This is a genomic window from Pseudoalteromonas sp. T1lg122, from assembly GCF_002964825.1.
Taxonomy (GTDB): Bacteria; Pseudomonadota; Gammaproteobacteria; order Enterobacterales; family Alteromonadaceae; genus Pseudoalteromonas; species Pseudoalteromonas gelatinilytica.
Genome location: NZ_PQCG01000033.1, coordinates 184957 through 203052, shown reverse-complemented (window position 1 = coordinate 203052; position 18096 = coordinate 184957). Strand labels below are relative to the sequence as shown.

The 18096-nt window shown below is 35.0% G+C and carries 16 protein-coding genes; all 16 read left to right on the top strand.

The window, feature by feature from the left end; translation table 11 throughout:
- The first annotated feature begins 10 nt into the window (after positions 1–10).
- Positions 11–1138 carry a non-hydrolyzing UDP-N-acetylglucosamine 2-epimerase gene (gene wecB, locus C2M33_RS17290; RefSeq protein ID WP_442793151.1) on the top strand — a complete coding sequence of 376 codons (1128 nt, stop codon included), beginning with the start codon at positions 11–13 and terminating at the stop codon, positions 1136–1138.
- Between the two features lie 138 nt (positions 1139–1276).
- On the top strand, positions 1277–2542 hold the full coding sequence (wecC, locus tag C2M33_RS17285) for a UDP-N-acetyl-D-mannosamine dehydrogenase (RefSeq protein ID WP_105175027.1): 1266 nt from the start codon (positions 1277–1279) through the stop codon (positions 2540–2542).
- Complete coding sequence (gene rfbB / locus C2M33_RS17280; protein ID WP_105175026.1) at positions 2539–3657, top strand: dTDP-glucose 4,6-dehydratase; 1119 nt, start codon at positions 2539–2541, stop codon at positions 3655–3657. Before wecC ends, rfbB begins: the two co-directional genes overlap by 4 nt.
- Position 3658: 1 nt before the next feature.
- Positions 3659–4531, top strand: coding sequence for a glucose-1-phosphate thymidylyltransferase RfbA (rfbA, locus tag C2M33_RS17275; RefSeq protein WP_105175025.1), 873 nt, complete (start codon positions 3659–3661; stop codon positions 4529–4531).
- Positions 4532–4533: 2 nt separating this feature from the next.
- Positions 4534–5232 (top strand): GNAT family N-acetyltransferase, encoded by a 699-nt coding sequence (locus C2M33_RS17270; protein ID WP_105175024.1) that lies wholly within the window; start codon positions 4534–4536, stop codon positions 5230–5232.
- Between the two features lie 2 nt (positions 5233–5234).
- Positions 5235–6368, top strand: coding sequence for a dTDP-4-amino-4,6-dideoxygalactose transaminase (rffA, locus tag C2M33_RS17265; RefSeq protein WP_105175023.1), 1134 nt, complete (start codon positions 5235–5237; stop codon positions 6366–6368).
- A 141-nt stretch (positions 6369–6509) separates the two neighbouring features.
- Positions 6510–6845: a hypothetical protein gene (locus C2M33_RS17260; RefSeq protein ID WP_105175022.1), complete on the top strand. Its 336-nt coding sequence runs from the start codon at positions 6510–6512 to the stop codon at positions 6843–6845.
- Between the two features lie 71 nt (positions 6846–6916).
- Complete coding sequence (locus C2M33_RS17255) at positions 6917–7591, top strand: hypothetical protein (RefSeq protein ID WP_105175021.1); 675 nt, start codon at positions 6917–6919, stop codon at positions 7589–7591.
- Positions 7575–8846, top strand: coding sequence for a glycosyltransferase (locus tag C2M33_RS17250; protein ID WP_105175020.1), 1272 nt, complete (start codon positions 7575–7577; stop codon positions 8844–8846). The genes C2M33_RS17255 and C2M33_RS17250 overlap by 17 nt, the downstream gene beginning before the upstream one ends.
- A 136-nt stretch (positions 8847–8982) precedes the next feature.
- Entirely contained in the window at positions 8983–10053 is a 1071-nt protein-coding gene (locus tag C2M33_RS17245) for a glycosyltransferase family 4 protein (protein WP_105175019.1), read from the top strand.
- A gap of 43 nt (positions 10054–10096) precedes the next feature.
- Positions 10097–11233, top strand: coding sequence for an EpsG family protein (locus C2M33_RS17240; RefSeq protein ID WP_105175018.1), 1137 nt, complete (start codon positions 10097–10099; stop codon positions 11231–11233).
- A 16-nt stretch (positions 11234–11249) separates the two neighbouring features.
- The gene (locus C2M33_RS17235) at positions 11250–12221 is read left to right on the top strand and encodes a hypothetical protein (protein WP_105175017.1); all 972 of its coding nucleotides are present in this window, start codon (positions 11250–11252) and stop codon (positions 12219–12221) included.
- Positions 12218–14356 (top strand): bi-domain-containing oxidoreductase, encoded by a 2139-nt coding sequence (locus C2M33_RS17230; RefSeq protein WP_105175016.1) that lies wholly within the window; start codon positions 12218–12220, stop codon positions 14354–14356. The genes C2M33_RS17235 and C2M33_RS17230 overlap by 4 nt, the downstream gene beginning before the upstream one ends.
- Entirely contained in the window at positions 14353–15993 is a 1641-nt protein-coding gene (locus C2M33_RS17225; protein WP_105175015.1) for a heparinase II/III family protein, read from the top strand. Before C2M33_RS17230 ends, C2M33_RS17225 begins: the two co-directional genes overlap by 4 nt.
- Positions 15993–17168, top strand: a complete 1176-nt coding sequence (locus C2M33_RS17220; protein WP_233999238.1) for a glycosyltransferase family 4 protein — start codon at positions 15993–15995, stop codon at positions 17166–17168. Before C2M33_RS17225 ends, C2M33_RS17220 begins: the two co-directional genes overlap by 1 nt.
- A complete protein-coding gene (locus C2M33_RS17215) occupies positions 17161–18084 on the top strand; it encodes a UDP-glucose 4-epimerase family protein (protein ID WP_105175014.1) in 924 nt (307 codons plus the stop codon). The genes C2M33_RS17220 and C2M33_RS17215 overlap by 8 nt, the downstream gene beginning before the upstream one ends.
- The last annotated feature ends 12 nt before the right edge of the window (positions 18085–18096 follow it).

Sequence of the window (18096 nt, the reverse complement as noted above, 5' to 3'; positions counted from 1 at the left end):
GGAAATGATTTTGCCGAAAAAGAAAGTATTGACAGTGTTTGGTACTCGTCCAGAAGCTATAAAAATGGCTCCTTTAGTTCGTTTATTAGCTTGTGATGAACGTTTTGATGCAAAGGTATGTGTTACTGCACAACATCGTGAAATGTTAGATCAAGTACTTGATATTTTTAGTATTAAACCGGACTATGATTTAAATATAATGAAATCAGGACAAACACTTCCTGAAGTTACAAGTCGAATTTTATTAGAATTAACTCCAGTCCTAAAAGAGTTTAAGCCAGATGTAGTTCTTGTACATGGAGATACTGCGACTACTTTTGCAGCAAGCCTTGCTGCATATTACGAGCAAATTTCAGTCGGGCATGTTGAAGCTGGTTTACGTACGGGGAACATTTATTCACCGTGGCCAGAAGAAGCAAACCGTAAATTAACAGGGGCATTAACTAAATATCACTTTGCACCTACAGAAACCTCAAAACAAAACCTGTTAAAAGAAAACTATGCAAAAGAGAATATAAGCGTAACAGGTAATACAGTTATTGATGCGTTGCTAATGGTAAAAGAACAAATCGAAAACCAAAGAGACCTAAATAATACTCTTGCAGCTCAGTTCCCAATGCTTGATGACAATAAAAAACTTATTTTAGTCACCGGACATCGCCGCGAAAGCTTTGGTGGAGGATTTGAGCGAATTTGTGAAGCGTTAGCTAAAACGGCTAAGTCATATCCAGATTGTCAGATTTTATATCCAGTTCATTTAAACCCAAATGTGCAAGAGCCAGTGAAACGCTTTTTAAGCGATCTTGATAATGTATATCTTATAGAGCCGCAGCAATATTTACCTTTTGTATATTTGATGAATCGTGCACACGTTATTTTAACTGATTCAGGAGGTATACAGGAAGAAGCTCCAAGCCTTGGGAAGCCTGTATTGGTAATGCGAGATACAACAGAGCGCCCAGAAGCTGTTGAGGCCGGGACAGTAAAGCTAGTTGGTACTAGTGTCGATAAAATTACAACGTCACTTAATGATCTATTAACAAGTGAGAGCGCTTACAGGATTATGAGTCGTGCCCATAACCCGTATGGTGATGGTAAAGCTTGCCAAAGAATTTGCGACTTTCTTGCGAAGAATTAACTGTTAATTACGGTTTGATCGTATTTGAGCATCATAAAACCAGCTTTATAGCTTAAAAGCCTAATCTATGGCTTGATTCAAAAAGTTTAAAAATAGAATTTGTAGATCTAGCAACTAGCACTACACACAAGGATAACCATGTCATTTAATACAATCTCAGTTATAGGTTTAGGTTATATAGGCCTTCCAACTGCTGCAATGTTTGCATCACGTAAAAAGAAAGTAATTGGAGTTGATGTAAATCAACATGCAGTAGATATTATTAATCAAGGACAAATTCATATAGTTGAACCAGATTTAGATATGATAGTTCATGCCGCTGTAACTGAAGGGTATTTACGAGCAACTTTAGAAGCTGAACCCGCTGATGCCTTCTTAATTGCGGTTCCAACTCCATTTAAAAACAGCGAGTCAGAAATTCCAGAACCAGATTTAACATATATCAAAAAAGCGAGTGAGTCGATTGCACCAGTACTTAAAAAAGGTGATTTAGTGATACTCGAATCGACGTCACCAGTTGGTGCTACAGAAAAAATGTCTGAATGGTTAGCTGAGTTAAGAACCGATTTAACTTTTCCTCAAAATTCAGGTGAAGATTCAGACATTAACGTAGCACATTGTCCTGAAAGGGTATTACCAGGACATGTTGTTAGAGAGTTAGTAGAGAATGACCGTGTAATAGGCGGAATGACAGCTAAATGTTCTGCGCGAGCAGTTGAGTTATATAGAACATTTGTACAAGGTGAGTGCGTAATTACAAATGCTCGTACGGCTGAAATGGCTAAATTAACTGAAAATTCATGTCGTGATGTACAAATTGCTTTTGCAAATGAGCTTTCGATAATTTGTGACAAATTAGATATAGATGTTTGGGAACTAATTTCTTTAGCGAATAGGCACCCAAGGATTAATATTCTTCAGCCAGGTCCCGGAGTCGGAGGGCACTGCATTGCTGTAGATCCATGGTTTATAGTAAGTAATACACCTGAAGAAGCAAAAATTATTCATACAGCACGTAAAGTAAACGATGCAAAACCTCATTGGGTCATCGATAAAGTAAAACTATCGATTTCTGACTTCTTACAAGCGAATCCTACCAAAACAGCGAAAGATGTTGTTGTAGCCTGTTATGGCTTAGCATTTAAACCTGATATCGACGATTTAAGAGAAAGCCCTGCTTTAAATATATCTCTTAGTGTTGCGGATTTTCATGCGGGAAAAGTAGTTGCTGTGGAGCCAAATATTGATGCATTACCAAAAAATATCGATAATTTACATTTAAAGTCGTTTGAAGTTGCAAGTAATGAGGCTGATGTTCATTTACTACTTGTGGATCATAAAATCTTTAAAGAAAGTAAAATTGATAGTCCATATCTTATAGATACGAAAGGTATTTGGAAATGAAGATTCTAGTCACTGGAGGAGCTGGTTTTATCGGTTCTGCTTTAGTGCGTTATATTATTAGAAGCACTCCTCACTCAGTAGTCAATGTGGATAAGCTTACATATGCCGGTAACTTAGAGTCATTGGATTGCATAGCTTCTGATAAAAGATACGCATTTGAACACGTCGATATTTGTAATTATAAAGAGCTAGAACGCATTTTTTTTAGTCACAAACCAGATGTTGTGATGCACTTAGCTGCAGAAAGTCATGTTGACCGATCAATTACAGGACCAGCTGAATTCATTCAAACAAATATAGTCGGTACATATAATTTACTTGAAGTGTCCAGACAATATTGGAGTCAGTTAGATGCAAATAAGAAATCATCGTTTAGATTCCATCATATTTCAACGGATGAAGTTTATGGTGACTTACCTCACCCAAGTGAAGTTAATGATGAAAAGTTGCCACTATTCACTGAAGATACGCCATATGCACCAAGCAGCCCATATTCTGCCAGTAAGGCATCAAGTGATCACTTAGTAAGGGCTTGGATGCGTACATATGGTTTACCCACTCTAATTACTAATTGTTCAAATAATTATGGCCCATATCATTTTCCTGAGAAGTTAATACCGCTCGTTATTTTAAATGCGTTAGAGGGCAAAGAGTTACCTGTATATGGTAAAGGCGATCAAATTAGAGATTGGTTATTTGTAGAAGATCATGCTCGTGCTTTATATAAAGTGGTCACAGAAGGAGAAACTGGAGAAACCTACAATATAGGTGGTCATAATGAAAAGCAAAATATCGAAGTTGTGAAAACAATTTGTAGTATTTTAGATGAGATGGCGCCAAGTGAAGCGAGAAATATCAAGTCTAACGACGGAAAACTATTAGCAAGTTACTCTTCTTTGATTACATATGTAACTGATCGACCAGGTCATGATAGACGATATGCTATCGATGCTTCAAAAATGTCTAAAGAACTAAATTGGCATCCCGTTGAAACCTTTGAGACAGGGCTACGTAAAACAGTTCAATGGTATTTAGATAACCAGGAATGGTGTGAAAATGTCCAGAGTGGTTCTTATCAGCGTGAACGTCTAGGTGAGTTAGAAGGGAGTAACTAATATGAAAGGAATAATTTTAGCTGGAGGCTCTGGCACTCGTCTTTATCCAATAACGATGGGAGTATCAAAGCAGTTACTTCCAATTTACGATAAACCAATGATTTATTACCCTCTATCTGTTTTAATGCTCGCTGGAGTTCGCGAAATACTTATTATTACAACTCCTGAAGACTGCGATTCCTTTAAGCGTTTGCTTGGTAATGGTTCACAATTTGGTATTGAACTTAGTTACACTGTACAGCCGAGTCCAGATGGGCTAGCACAAGCTTTTATATTAGGTGAAAAATTCATTGGAAACGATGATGTATGCCTAGTACTTGGTGATAATATTTTTTACGGTCAAGGTTTTACCCCTAAATTAAAGCATGCGGTACAAAATGCTAAAGAAGGTCAAGGTGCAACTGTATTCGGCTACCAGGTTAAAGACCCTGAGCGATTTGGGGTAGTTGAATTTAATGAAAATAAAAAAGCAATTTCAATAGAGGAAAAGCCTAATAAGCCAAAGTCAAACCTCGCTGTAACAGGACTTTATTTTTACGATAATTCCGTAGTGAAAATGGCTAAGCAAGTTGAACCCTCGCAACGCGGTGAATTAGAAATTACATGCCTTAATGAAATGTATTTAAAACAAGACAAACTTAATGTAGAAATACTTGGGCGTGGTTTTGCTTGGTTAGATACGGGGACTCATGAAAGTTTACTAGAAGCAGCTCAATTTGTTGAAACAATTGAAAAGCGACAAGGCTATAAAATAGCTTGCTTAGAAGAGATTGGTTTCAATAATGGCTGGTTAACAGAAGAGCAACTTAAAAAGCTTGCAACACCTATGTTAAAAAATAGCTATGGGAAGTATTTAATGGGTTTAGTACCATAATAATGTATAAAATATTCAAAAAAAAATTGTGGGATAGTAGCTTTTTTAATCGAACAATTTTAACAATAGATCAAGTTCAACCGTGGCCTAAGGTTGAAAGTTGGCCAGTAAGCTCACTCGTAACTGTTAAAGTCGACTCTAATAACTATCAAGTTATAAACCGTTTAAATAATTTTGGCTTTAGTTTTGTAGAAGGTGAACTCGTTTTTCAGAAAAAATTACATGAAAGTAGTTGTTCGGATTCATTAAAAGACTTTGATGGTTATTTAGCGACAAAAAGCTCTATAAGTGAACTTAAACTGATAGTTAGTAATTTATATACTAACAGTCGTTTTCGAGAACCTTGGTTCACTTCATTAGAAAGAGATAATTTCTATCAAACATGGATAGAAAATGCCGTATTCGCTAAATTTGATGACTGCTGTTTGGTTTTAAAAGCTGAAGATACTATTTCAGGTTTTGTAACTGTTCGTATCTGCGATAGTGAGGCAATTATAGGTCTTATTGGTGTTGCAGCAGCTTTTCAAGGCCAAGGTATCGGTAAAAAATTACTTGAACTTGTACAAAGTTATAGTATTACAAGAAAAGCGAAAAAAATCACAGTAGCTACACAAACAAGCAACATTTTAGCTTCAAATTTATATAGTAAAGCTGGATTTGATATTGCTGATATCTCCTATTGGTTTTATAGACAGGTTTAAAAATGATCCCTTTTAATATTCCCCCAAAAACAGGTAATGAGTTAGGTTATATCGAGCAAGCAATCCATTCAGATAAGCTTTGTGGTGACGGTTACTTTTCTAAAAAATGTGAATCATGGCTTGAAGAGCATTTTAAAACAACGAAAGCATTACTTACTCCATCATGTACAGCTGCATTGGAATTAGCTGCAATATTAATAGATATAAAAGAAGGTGATGAGGTTATTATGCCATCATATACCTTTGTCTCAACAGCTAATGCATTTGTTCTACGTGGAGCAAAAATAATATTTATTGATGTACGCCCTGATACCATGAATATAAATGAATCATTAATTGAAGCTGCAATAACTCCTAAAACTCGTGCGATAGTACCCGTTCATTATGCAGGAGTTGCCTGCGAGATGGATAAGATATTAGCTGTCGCAGAAAAATATGCTCTTTGGGTAATCGAAGATGCAGCGCAAGGGGTAATGTCTACATATAAAGGAAAAGCCTTAGGTGCTGTTGGACATATTGGTTGCTATAGCTTTCATGAGACGAAAAATTATTCTTCAGGCGGCGAGGGCGGGGCAATCTTAATTAATGACCCCAAATTAGTTGAAAGAGCAGAAATTATCCGTGAAAAAGGCACAAATCGCAGCCAGTTCTTACATGGAATAGTTGATAAATATACTTGGCAAGATATTGGTTCCAGCTTTTTACCTAGTGAGTTGCAGTCAGCATACTTATGGGGGCAGCTTGAGTCTTCAAAAGCAATTAATGACCACCGTTTAGCTCTTTGGAAAGAGTACTTTCAAGGTTTAAAACCATTATTTGATAAAAAGTTCATTGCGTTGCCATATATCCCTGGTGACTGCAGCCATAATGCTCATATGTTTTATATTAAATGCAAAAACTTAGCAGAAAGGCAAGATCTAATGTCGTACCTCAAAGAGAAAGGTATTCAAACTGTTTTTCATTATATACCACTGCATTCTTCAAAAGCGGGTATAGAATTCGGGCTTATGCGAGGGGATGATACTTACACTACCTCTGAAAGTGAACGATTATTAAGATTGCCTATTTACTTTTCTTTAGAAATAAAACAGGTGAGAAAAATTTGCCAAAATATCAATTCCTTTTTTGATAGCTAAGTTAAGTTAGGAATACTTAATGTCCTATGCAGTAACAACAATAACCGCACAACTTCTTATATTATTATTAACGTTGGCTACCAACAAAGTGGCTGCTTCGTCATTATCTGTTAGTGAATATGCAGTTTATGTCAAGCAGTTTTGTTATCTTCTTTAATCAGTGCATTTAGTACATCTGGCCTGCAAAACTGTATTCTCTCAGCTGATATTAGAGAAAGGGTAACGTTACAAGTTTTTTTCTTTTTTGCTCTTTTAATATCAATATTGCTTTTTATTCTAAATGAAATTGGCTTTGTTGCAGAGTATTTTTTACTTGATGTTGAAAAGTATATGACTCCTTATTTGTTGTTTTCATTGCCATTTTTTTATCAAATATTTATCTTTAAGCAGGCGGTAGTCATTAATGGAGGTGTTCGGAAAGACTTTGTTTTACTTAATGTAGGTAACTCTGTTTTGTGTAGTGCTTTCTTGATTTAACTATATATTTTGAAAAGTTTTATCTTACATTTGCTTTTATCTTATTTAGGCCTGGTTTTTTAGGTCTTTTTATGTTTTCTGAATATATCAAAAAAATAGACTTTAAAAGCCTATTAATACATTTCAAAGATTTGTTTTATTTAAACAAGGTTTTTGGTTATTTGTTGTATGGTGTTGTATCCACATCAGCATTTTACATTTACTCTGCAATTGCTAGGTTTGTTATTTCTGAGGCATACGATTTAGAAACTGTAGGCTATTTTTATACGGCTCAAAGGCTTTTTGAGTTGTTGTTAGGTTTATCACTTACATATTATTCAAGTTACTACTATAGGAAGATATCCAGCATAAGTGATTTGAAATTAGTGGCTTCTATCGTTTTGAAAACTTGTATATTAAGCTTGGTGTCTTTTTTGCTTATTTCATTGTTGTTGTTTGTCTTTTCTGAAGAAATAATATTGGTCCTTTTCAGTAAAGAACAATTGCCAGCAGTAGTCTTTTTTAATCCATTGATTGTTAATATGATTTTAGGTTCTCTGGTATATTCGATAGGTTTCTCTCTTGTTGCTAAGGCAAAAAAGTCAACTATTATTATTCTTGAGCTTCTATATCTTGTTTGTTTTGTTTTTTTTACTGCTTATTTGGGCAGTGAAATAGTTGTTTGGGTCTTCCCGTTAATTATGTTAATAAAGTTGATTTGTAATTTTATGCTTTTTTATAGAGTTTTTTATGCAAGAAAAAGTTAGCGTCTTGTTTGTTTACTCTGACTTTAAGGTTGGGGGTATTCAAACTCAAATTTTAGAAATGTGCAAATACAAAAATAACATAGGTTCTAGAGGGAAAGTGTTATTGCTTTCACGTGAATATGACAAAGAGTTACTTTCTGAACTAAAAAATAATGCAGATGTATTCTTTATTGATGAGTTATTTTACCCTACAAAATTAAATCGATCTCTAGTTAGAGTTAGTAGCCTGTTTATTCCATTTTGTGTATATGATAAAGATAAAGTTGCACTTCTTATGTCCGAGATTGATGCATGTCACACTACAAACTTATATACATTTTATATTATATCCTCTTTGCTTTTACGCGGTGTTATTGAACCAGTCAAGCTTACTTTAGGCTTTTACCATGCAAATGAATGCAAGAGCTTGCCTAATGATCCGCCTTTTTATAAAGAAGTGTTAAATACTATTAATTGTTTAAATGAAAGGTCATTAATTGCTACTAGTAAAAGAACTGCAGAAAATATTAGATTTGTTCTTCAGGAAAGTGATCCGGATATAATGGAGGTTTCACTCGGCGTTCCAAGGGGGGGGGAGGTTAAATATAAGGTAAAAAATGAACCGCTGAATATTCTCTCTGTCGGTCGTTTAGTTTCATTTAAAACTTATAATTTGCATGTTTTAGAATTGGTAAACGATTTAGTTAAAGATGGTGTTTTTGTTAATTATAAAATAGTTGGTGATGGTCCCGATTACAATAGTCTCACAGCTTATGTAAAAGAAAACAAACTAGAGGGGTATGTTCAATTCATTAAACATGTTAATTACTCTGATTTAGATGCCCATATAGATAGAGCTGATGTATTTGTAGGAAGTGGAACTTCATTAGTGCTTGCTGCAGGTCATTCATGTGTGTGTTTAATTGGTATAGAGTCTAATGTTAATTCTGATACTTATGGTTATTTAAGTAATACGTGTCAGCAAAATTACCATGAGCTAGGGTTGGAATACCCTAAACAGACTTTTAAATCTTACATATTGGATTTAATAGATATGCCTCAAGATAAATTTAATGCTCTCAGAAAAAAAGAGTACGAAAGAAGTTATGACTTTTCTATTGAAAGATTTATGAATGTTTTTGATGATATAAATTCGGATGCAGATATCTACCATGGATATAGCTTTAAACGGTTTTTAAAGTTACAGCTGGAATTAATGCGCACAATATTATTCGATAAGTTAATTAAGAAACGAAATATATCAAAGAGTTATTAGTTTTGGTTTTTTGACAAGTTCTATTGATTTAATTTGAATTTTATTTCATGCGCTTGATGATGTTTAAAAATGTTTTTTGGAATTTTTAAGCGTAAATTCTAAATTGATTTATTAAAATTATATATGAAGTAACATTATGAAGAGTGTTTTATTTGTAATTGGTAGTTTACAGTCTGGTGGCGCTGAGAGAGTTGCAGCTCGGCTATGTTCATATTGGTCAAATTCAGGCTACGAAATCACATTAGCTACTGGTGTGTCAAAAGATAGTGATTTTTATGATTTAGATAGGAAGGTAGAGCGAAAATCATTAGGGTTTAATTATAATGTTTCTGGCTTAATCAATAAGCTTAGCGAGCAGTTCACACGTTTTTTTAAAATTGAATCAATGCTTAAGTCTGGCAATTATGATGTGGTAATTTTATCAGCTACAGATATTTCCATTCGCTTTATGCTTAATTTGCTAATTAGTAGCAAAAAAGTAATTATTTGTGAGCATAACAATTACTACGCTGTTAAGTCTAAATTTAAAAAGTTCGCTAGAAATATTTTATTCAAAAGAGCTGACTTTTTATTTTTGTTAACAGAAAGAGATAAAGAAACTTATCTCAATAAAGGGTTTAATGCAGACAAGCTACATGTCATGAAAAATCCACTTGGTCTACCATTACCAACTTATATGGAAAAAGAACCAACAAAAAAACTTCTGGCAGTAGGGCGTTTAACTAAGCAGAAAAGCTTTTCTAGGCTTTTAAGAATAGTCTCTACCCTAGATGATTCATTTAATTTAACAATTGTTGGTGACGGTGAAGAAAAAGAAGAATTAGTATCTCTTTGTGATGAGCTAGACCTAAATAATAAAGTGACTTTTTTAGGTAATCAAAAAGATATGGATAAAGTTTACAGAAATCATGATGTTCTATTAATGACTTCTATTTATGAGGGGTTACCTATGGTGATTGGTGAGGCAAATGCATATGGGTTACCTGTTATTGCTTTTGATTGCCCTACAGGTCCCCGAGAGTTAATTGAACACAATTTTAATGGATATCTTATAGATGATGGTGATTCAGAAGGTTTTTCTCGTTCAATAGAATGCCTTTTTAAAACCCCTGAACTTTACAAGACAATGAGTGAAAATGCTCATTTCCATGCTAAAAAACAGTCAATTGAAGAAGTGGCTGAAAGTTGGAAGTTGTTTTTAGAGTGAACTCATTGCATTCTATTTACTCAAGTGTTCTGAGGCTGAGTCTATGTTAGTTTATCTTTTGTTTTGGTCTCTTTTCTTTCTTTTTGCCTCATTATCAATTTTTAATAATAGAGCACTAAGTGCTGTTTCACTTTTTAGTGCTTTTTTTATCTTATTTTATTTCACAGGCTTAAGGTATTACAGTGCTAATGATTACCTTTCGTATATGTGGCTTTATGATATAACACCTTCGTTATTTCAGTCTAATTCTAGCTTTTCTGAGGTGCCAGCAGAGGTCGGCTATATATTTTTAAATTCAGTTTTCAAAACTTTTGAGGCAGAGGGTTACTTTTTTCTATTTGTATTAGCTTTTTTTAGTCTGATGCTTAAGTTTGTTGTATTAAATAGAATTGCCCTATACCCACTTGTTAGTGCATTTGTCTACTTTAGTTTTGTTTATTATAACTCTGAGTTTATTCAAGTGCGCTGGGCTTTTGCACTTTGTTTTTTATACTTTTCTGCATATTTTTTTGTATTGGAAAATAAAAAAGCGACATTTATTTTTATTGTCTTTGCTGCTTTATTTCATATAGCTTCGTTAATGTTTGTCTTTTTATTTCTAATTTCATTCTTTGTATCGAAATATAAACTTAAAAGTTTCACATTTCTTAGTGGGTTGCTGTTGTTTTTCTCTTCTAATTTTATAAATGTTCCTGAGTTGCTATTGAACTTTGTTCCTTTAGGTAATGGGGGGTATTTTTTAGTCAAAGTGAAAGGTTATCTGGAAAATGCTGAAGAGGGAATTGCGCTTCATGTGCAACTTCGATATTTTTTGAGTTTTATACTGTGCTACATTTTCTTTAAAATACATGAATCAAATATCATGGATGATAAAAAGTGTGAAAGTTGGGTTGTTAGAGTTCAAGATAGATTATTAGATATTTATCTCGTTTCTTCTTCTATATGCTTTTTGTTTATGAGCTTTCCAATACTAGCAAATAGAATTTATGTTTTTAACGACTTTGTATTTTCTGTTATCATCATCAACTTCATTGCTATGATTAGAGACTTACCTTTAAGGTTAACTTCTTTAATGGTTGCTCTGTTAGTTTGTTATGCCTACCACTATCTAATTTTAAATTCAATGCTAAGTAAAAGTAATGTTAGGGAATATAGTGGCTGGTTAAAAATGTTGTATTAGGGTTTATGATATTTATATGAAGTATTTTGTACTTGGTGCGATGCCTCCGCCTTTAGGTGGGGTTTCGATTTATTGTATGCGCCGCGTTGAAAGCCTTAAAAATGCAGGCCGGAATGTTACGGTTTATAATTCGACAAAAAAAATGTCTTTAATACTTCTTATATTACATGTTTTGTGTTTTCGAATCACAAATAGGAAGTTTGTAGTTGAAGTTAATATATCAAACCCAATTGCTCTGTTTTTTTTGACGGTATCGGGTGTGGCTCGTTCATCCTTATTTTTAGATCATAACAGTAGCCGAAGATTAAAAAACGGAAAGATCTATAGTTTCTGCTTTAAACATTTTTGTCGCTCTGCTCAATCAATTGCGGTTGTAAACCCTAACCTTATAAATAATTATGATTTTTTACCTAAGGTGAAACAATCAAAGATCAAAGTTCAGTCCCCCTTCCTTGCCCCTTCTGAATGTGAGATTGCGGAGGCAAAGAAATGCTTTCCAAAACATTTAGAGCACTTATTAAAGGGCGATATAAGAGATATTGTTTTAGCATCAGCATGGATGCCAGTTTCAAACGAAACTGAAAATGATCTTTATGGTATTAAAGATACACTTAAGGTCTTCGAATCATGTTTAGCGTTATTCCCACAAATTACATTTGTTTTGATGATCGGAAAATTTGATGATTCTATATTTTCTATGGAAATAAAAGAGCTGATCAATGAGTTAAAAGAATATTCAAACTTCGAATTTATCGAAGGTGGGTTATCACAACTACCGTTGCTACCAAAGACGTCAACACTCTTAAGATTAACTAAAACAGATGGTGATTCTTTAAGTGTTAGAGAGGTTTTACATTTTGGCGGTAATGTTATAGCAACCGATGTAACTGTAAGGCCGGACAAAGTTGAAACTGTAGCTGTTAATGATATCGAAGCTACATGTAAAAAGTTGATAATAAATTTAGAAAAGCTTAAGGAACTAGATTGAAACAAATTCTTCAAGACATGGCAAAAGGAGGCTCGGCCATTGTTGAAGCGCCAGCGCCTCAGGTAACAAAAAATCATGTTGTAATTAATACGACTAGAACTCTTATTTCTGCTGGTACGGAAAGAATGTTAGTTGACTTTGGGAAAGCCAACTTAATTGATAAAGCACGTTCTCAGCCAGATAAAGTTAAGATGGTGCTTGAGAAAGTCCAGACAGACGGCTTAATGACAACCGTTGATGCTGTAAAGTCCAAGTTGGCTCAACCCTTACCCCTAGGTTATTGTAATGTAGGTGTAGTTGAAAGTGTTGGAGTGGGGGCCGATAATTTTCAAGAGGGTGATCGTGTAGTATCAAACGGTCCTCATGCTGATGTGGTGCGAGTTTCTAAGAACTTGGTTGCGAAAATACCTGCAGAAGTTAGTGATGATGAAGCTTCATTTACGGTCGTTGCAAGTATTGGACTGCAAGGAATTCGTTTAGCAAATCCAACAATTGGGGAGTGTTTTGTTGTAACAGGTGTCGGTTTAATTGGTTTATTAACTGTGCAAATGTTAAAAGCTCATGGCTGCCGAGTTTTAGCAATAGATTATGACCAAGATAAACTAGATCTTGCTAAACAATTTGGGGCTGAAATATGCAATCCTGGTAAAGGTGAAGATCCCATTGCTGCAGGTATGGCTTTTAGCCGAGGTGTGGGTGTTGATGGTGTCATAATAACGGCCTCTACTAAGTCAAATGATCCTGTTATACACGCTGCTAGAATGAGCCGAAAACGTGGGCGTATAGTATTGGTTGGTGTGACTGGATTAGAACTAAGTCGTGCTGATTTTTATGAAAAAGAATTAACTTTTCAAGTGTCTTGCTCCTATGGGCCAGGTCGTTACGATTCTAATTACGAAGAGCAGGGAAATGATTATCCACTAGCATTTGTTCGCTGGACAGAGCAGCGTAACTTTGAAGCTATTTTAGATATGATGGCTAGTGGACAAATAAATGTTAATCCATTGATAACTCATCGCTTTAAGTTTGAGGACGCGAGTGAAGCATATGAATTGTTAACCACAGACAAAAGTGCGTTTGGTATATTATTACAATTTGAATCAGAGCAACAATCTCGTCATGCAAAAACAGTAATTCTGAACTCTTCAAAAAGTTATGAACCAAGCGAGCCTGTAATTGGTTTTGTTGGGGCTGGTAATTATGCATCTCGCGTATTGATTCCTGCTTTCAAAGAATCTGGAGCGCAATTTCATAGTATCGCTACATCTGGTGGTATAAATGGAGTAATCCATGGCCAAAAGGTTGGTTTTTCTGAAGCAACAACTGACACTATGAACATGCTTAGTAATCCAAGCATAAATACAGTTGCTATCGTGACTCGTCATAATAGCCATGCTTACTTTGTTCAAGAAGCACTTAAAGCAGGTAAAAATGTTTTTGTTGAGAAACCATTAGCAATAACACATGAAGAGCTAAGTCAAGTCCAGGCTGCATACGTGGAAGCTATAAAAGCTGAAAATGCACCTAAGTTAATGGTAGGTTTTAATCGTCGTTTTTCGCCACAAGTTCAAAAAATGAAGCAACTTTTAGAGCCTATTAAAAGCCCTAAATCATTTATTATGACAATGAATGCTGGAAGTATACCTGCAGATCATTGGACACAAGATAATAATGTAGGTGGTGGACGTATCATTGGTGAAGCATGTCACTTTGTTGATTTAATGCGTTTCCTTGCAGGTAGTGAAATTGTATCAGTACAAGCCCGCAGGATGGGTGATAATGACTCAGTAGAAATTACAGAAGACAAAGCTGCGATTATACTAGGGTTTGCAGATGGTTCATTAGGAACTATAAACTATTACGCCAATGGAGCTGCAAGTTTTCCTAAAGAACGAATAGAAGCCTTCGCTGATGGTAAAGTATTGCAGTTAGACAACTTTGTAAAGTTAAAGGGTTTTGGTTGGAAAGGCTTTAAAAAGCTTAACTTGTGGAAACAAGATAAAGGTCAAAAAAATTGTTGTAAATTATTTTTAGAGTCTATTAAAAATGGCACTGCTGCGCCTATTGATGCTAGTGAAATTTTTGAAGTAGCTTCTATTTCAATAGATATAGCTAAGCAACTTCGTGCACAATGAAAACAATATTAGAACAGTATATTAAGATATTTCACACGCTTAAGTATCTTAAGTTTGAGCAGTTTTACTTTAGGGCTCTTTATAAATTTAAGAGACCTAAAGTAGCAGCAGAGCTTGTAATCACAAATTGTAATCAGTGGATTTGGGAAGGTCCTAGCCTTTTTAAACAGTCTATTTTCCCAAAAAATGAGGTGTTTTTTCTTAATAAAAGTGGTGCTATTAATGAGAAGGCTGATTGGAATCACCCTAGCTATGAGAAACTGTGGTTATATAACCTGCATTATTTTGATGACCTCAGCTCTATTACTTTTCAAGAGCGGGAAAAAATACATTACGCATTTATAAACAAATGGATTGATGACAATCCTCCGTGTGTTGGTAATGGGTGGGAACCTTACCCTTTGTCATTGAGGCTCGTTAACTGGGTTAAGTGGTTCAGTAAAAAAGATATTGTTGATAAAAAATACTTAAGTAGTATTGCGCAACAGGCTACCGCTCTAACCCAACAACTTGAATATCATATTCTAGGCAATCATTTGTTTGCGAATGCTAAGGCATTAACATTTGTTGGGGCTTATCTTAAAGGTAAAGAAGGAGAGGAGTTTTTATTATTAGGTTTGAAGCTTTTAGATAGGGAACTTAAGGAGCAGTTTTTATCAGATGGTGCTCATTTCGAGTTATCACCGATGTACCATGAAATTTTACTCTGGGATCTACTCGAGCTTATTGACTTGGCAAAGGTGAGTCAAAATAGTTACCTACTGTTACGTTTAGAAAATTGGATGAGTCTAGCTTCAAAAGCCCTTGAATGGTTAGCATCAATGATTCACCCTGATGGAGAAATTAGCTTTTTTAATGATGCAGCAATCGGTATAGCTGCTGCGCCTAAAGATATTTTTAGCTATGCTAAAAAGCTAGGTATTCAAAACTCGAGCAATGGAGAAGTGCTCGTAACTAATCAGCAAAGTGGTTATAGCCGTATCCAATATGATGATTACACGCTAATTTTCGACCATGCTAATGTCGGACCTGATTACCTTCCAGGTCATGCACATGCAGATAATTTAAGTTTTGAACTTTCAGTAGGATTGCAAAGGGTCTTTGTAAACTCTGGAACTTCTCTATACGGTGTTAGTAATGAGCGCTTGAGGCAAAGGGAGACAGCTGCCCACAACACCCTTGTTGTTTGTGATTCTAGCTCATCTGAAGTTTGGTCGGGGTTTCGTGTAGCTCGTCGAGCTTATTCAACTCTAATTAAGGCTAACAGTGATCATGCAGGTGTTGTGTTATCTGCACGGCATAATGGGTATGAGAGATTGAATCCAAAGGTGACCCACACGCGCACTATTCAAGCTTCTAGCAAAACTTGTATAATTACAGATAAGTTATCCAATAAGTCATGTGCAGAATTCAATTTACATATTCACCCAAATGTAGATGTCCATATTATAAATGATAAAGTGTTAGACCTTCATATCAAAACAGGCATCAAGTTGCGTTTAATAAGTTCAGAAAATTTAGAGTTGAAAACTAGCACTTGGCACCCTGAATTTGGAAAAACTGTTGATAACAAAAAAGTTATCATTCCTTTTACTGGTGATGAGCTGGTTACAAAAATAGAATTTATAAGGCAATAATGTTGAAAGTATTAGTTCTGTCGTTTTATTACGCTCCTGACTTATGTGCAGGCTCATTTAGAACAACAGCTTTAATAGAACAGCTTAAAAAGCATAATGATATAGAAATTGATGTAATTACTACCATGCCCAATCGTTATGCTAGTTTTGAAGCTGGGGCGCTAGAGCATGAAAAAAATAGTAATGTCACAATTCGCAGAGTGCATCTTCCCTCTCACAAAAGTGGCATGCTTGATCAGATAAAATCATTTTTGACTTATTACAAGCGAGCAAAGCAACTTACTAACAGCAAGGAATACGATTTGGTATTTGCGACTAGTTCACGCTTATTTACAGCGTTTTTAGGAGCTCAAATTGCCAAAAGTAAAAGGTTGCCGCTTTACTTAGATATACGCGATATATTTGTAGATACTATTAAAGATGTATTAAACCCCAAGTTAGCATTCATTATTAAGCCATTACTTACCGTAATTGAGAAGTATACTTTCAGTAATGCTAAACATATTAATTTAGTATCTAAAGGCTTTAATGATTATTTCTCTTCACGTTACCCAAAGCCTAATTATTCTTTTTTTACAAATGGCATTGATAGTGAATTCTTGAACTTTCCGAAAGAAACAGCCAATAGTGTAAATTCAAAAAAAATTAAAACAGTTTTGTATGCAGGTAACATAGGTGAAGGCCAAGGCTTAAATACAATTATTCCTAAGCTTGCCCGGTTGGCTGGCAGTCAGTATCACTTCAAAGTCGTTGGTGATGGCGGTCGAAAGCATATTTTAATGCAAAGCAGTCAAGGCGTAGAAAATATTTCTTTTCATCCTCCAGTATCAAGAGAGGAACTAATTGAAGAATATTTGCAGGCCGATATATTGTTTTTGCACTTAAATGATTATTCAGCCTTTGAAAAGGTACTCCCGTCTAAAATTTTTGAATATGCTGCAACAGGTAAACCGATTCTTGCTGGGGTGAGTGGCTTCGCAGCGGAATTCCTTAATGAAGAAGTTGTTAATGCGAAAGTGTTTTATCCAAGCGATGAAAAAGCTGCTTTAAATGAATTGCTTGCTTTAGATGAAAAGCCAATTAATCGCGATTGCTTTATTAAAAAATATACTCGAAAAAATATTATGAATGAAATGGCTAGTTCTATCCTATCTTATCGGAGCGAACATGGATAACTTACTTATTACAGGTTATTCAGGCTTTGTTGGGAGTTATTTAACTAAGAAGCTTGAAGGGCATTACAATTTAAATTTAGTAGGTAGAAAAGACTCTAGTATCGGTAGAGTTTTTAAGCAAAACATAGATGCTGATAGTCAATATGCCGATGCGCTGCAAGGGGTAAGCTGTGTTATTCATATTGCCGCTAGAGTGCATGTTATGAATGAAAAAGCAGGTGAGCCTTTAGAAGAGTTCAGAGCTGTTAACACGCTAGGGACTATAAATTTAGCAAAACAAGCAGCAAAAGCTGGTGTTAATCGCTTTATATTTATTAGTACTATTAAAGTCAATGGTGAGAGTACAACGAACAGTGCGGCATTCACTTATGAGGATGAGCCTTTACCTGAGGACCCGTATGGTATATCTAAAGCAGAGGCTGAGCAGCAACTGTTAGAGCTTGGCCATCAAACAGGCATGGAGATTGTTATCATTCGTCCTCCTCTTGTATATGGTGAGGGGGTAAAGGCTAACTTTGCTTCTTTAATGAAGTTAGTAGGTAAAGGTATTCCATTACCATTTAAGTTAATAAATAAAAATAAGCGAAGTTTAGTTTCTGTATATAACTTAGTGGATTTAATCCAAGTTTGTATAGGTCACCCAAGTGCTGCAAATCAGGTTTTTCTTGTCAGTGATGATAATGACTTATCAACTGCGGATATGATTGCGTTTATGGCTAAAGCACAAAATAAGAATAATTTTACCCTTCCAATACCTGTTTGGTGCTTTAGAATTGCAGGTCAGATAACTGGCAAGCAAGCTATGGTTGATAGGCTAGTCGGGTCATTGCAGCTAGATATTACTCATACTAAAAGCACATTGAATTGGGCTCCGCCATATACTGTTGAACATGGCTTTAAGCTTGCTATTAAATAATTTTGGAATTTT

Coding starts and splice junctions, on each gene's coding strand:
- wecC (WP_105175027.1), top strand. CDS start 1,277: ATGTCATTTAATACAATCTCAGTTATAGGTTTAGGTTATATAGGCCTT.
- rfbB (WP_105175026.1), top strand. CDS start 2,539: ATGAAGATTCTAGTCACTGGAGGAGCTGGTTTTATCGGTTCTGCTTTA.
- rfbA (WP_105175025.1), top strand. CDS start 3,659: ATGAAAGGAATAATTTTAGCTGGAGGCTCTGGCACTCGTCTTTATCCA.
- C2M33_RS17270 (WP_105175024.1), top strand. CDS start 4,534: ATGTATAAAATATTCAAAAAAAAATTGTGGGATAGTAGCTTTTTTAAT.
- rffA (WP_105175023.1), top strand. CDS start 5,235: ATGATCCCTTTTAATATTCCCCCAAAAACAGGTAATGAGTTAGGTTAT.
- C2M33_RS17255 (WP_105175021.1), top strand. CDS start 6,917: ATGTTTTCTGAATATATCAAAAAAATAGACTTTAAAAGCCTATTAATA.
- C2M33_RS17250 (WP_105175020.1), top strand. CDS start 7,575: ATGCAAGAAAAAGTTAGCGTCTTGTTTGTTTACTCTGACTTTAAGGTT.
- C2M33_RS17245 (WP_105175019.1), top strand. CDS start 8,983: ATGAAGAGTGTTTTATTTGTAATTGGTAGTTTACAGTCTGGTGGCGCT.
- C2M33_RS17240 (WP_105175018.1), top strand. CDS start 10,097: ATGTTAGTTTATCTTTTGTTTTGGTCTCTTTTCTTTCTTTTTGCCTCA.
- C2M33_RS17235 (WP_105175017.1), top strand. CDS start 11,250: ATGAAGTATTTTGTACTTGGTGCGATGCCTCCGCCTTTAGGTGGGGTT.
- C2M33_RS17225 (WP_105175015.1), top strand. CDS start 14,353: ATGAAAACAATATTAGAACAGTATATTAAGATATTTCACACGCTTAAG.
- C2M33_RS17220 (WP_233999238.1), top strand. CDS start 15,993: ATGTTGAAAGTATTAGTTCTGTCGTTTTATTACGCTCCTGACTTATGT.
- C2M33_RS17215 (WP_105175014.1), top strand. CDS start 17,161: ATGGATAACTTACTTATTACAGGTTATTCAGGCTTTGTTGGGAGTTAT.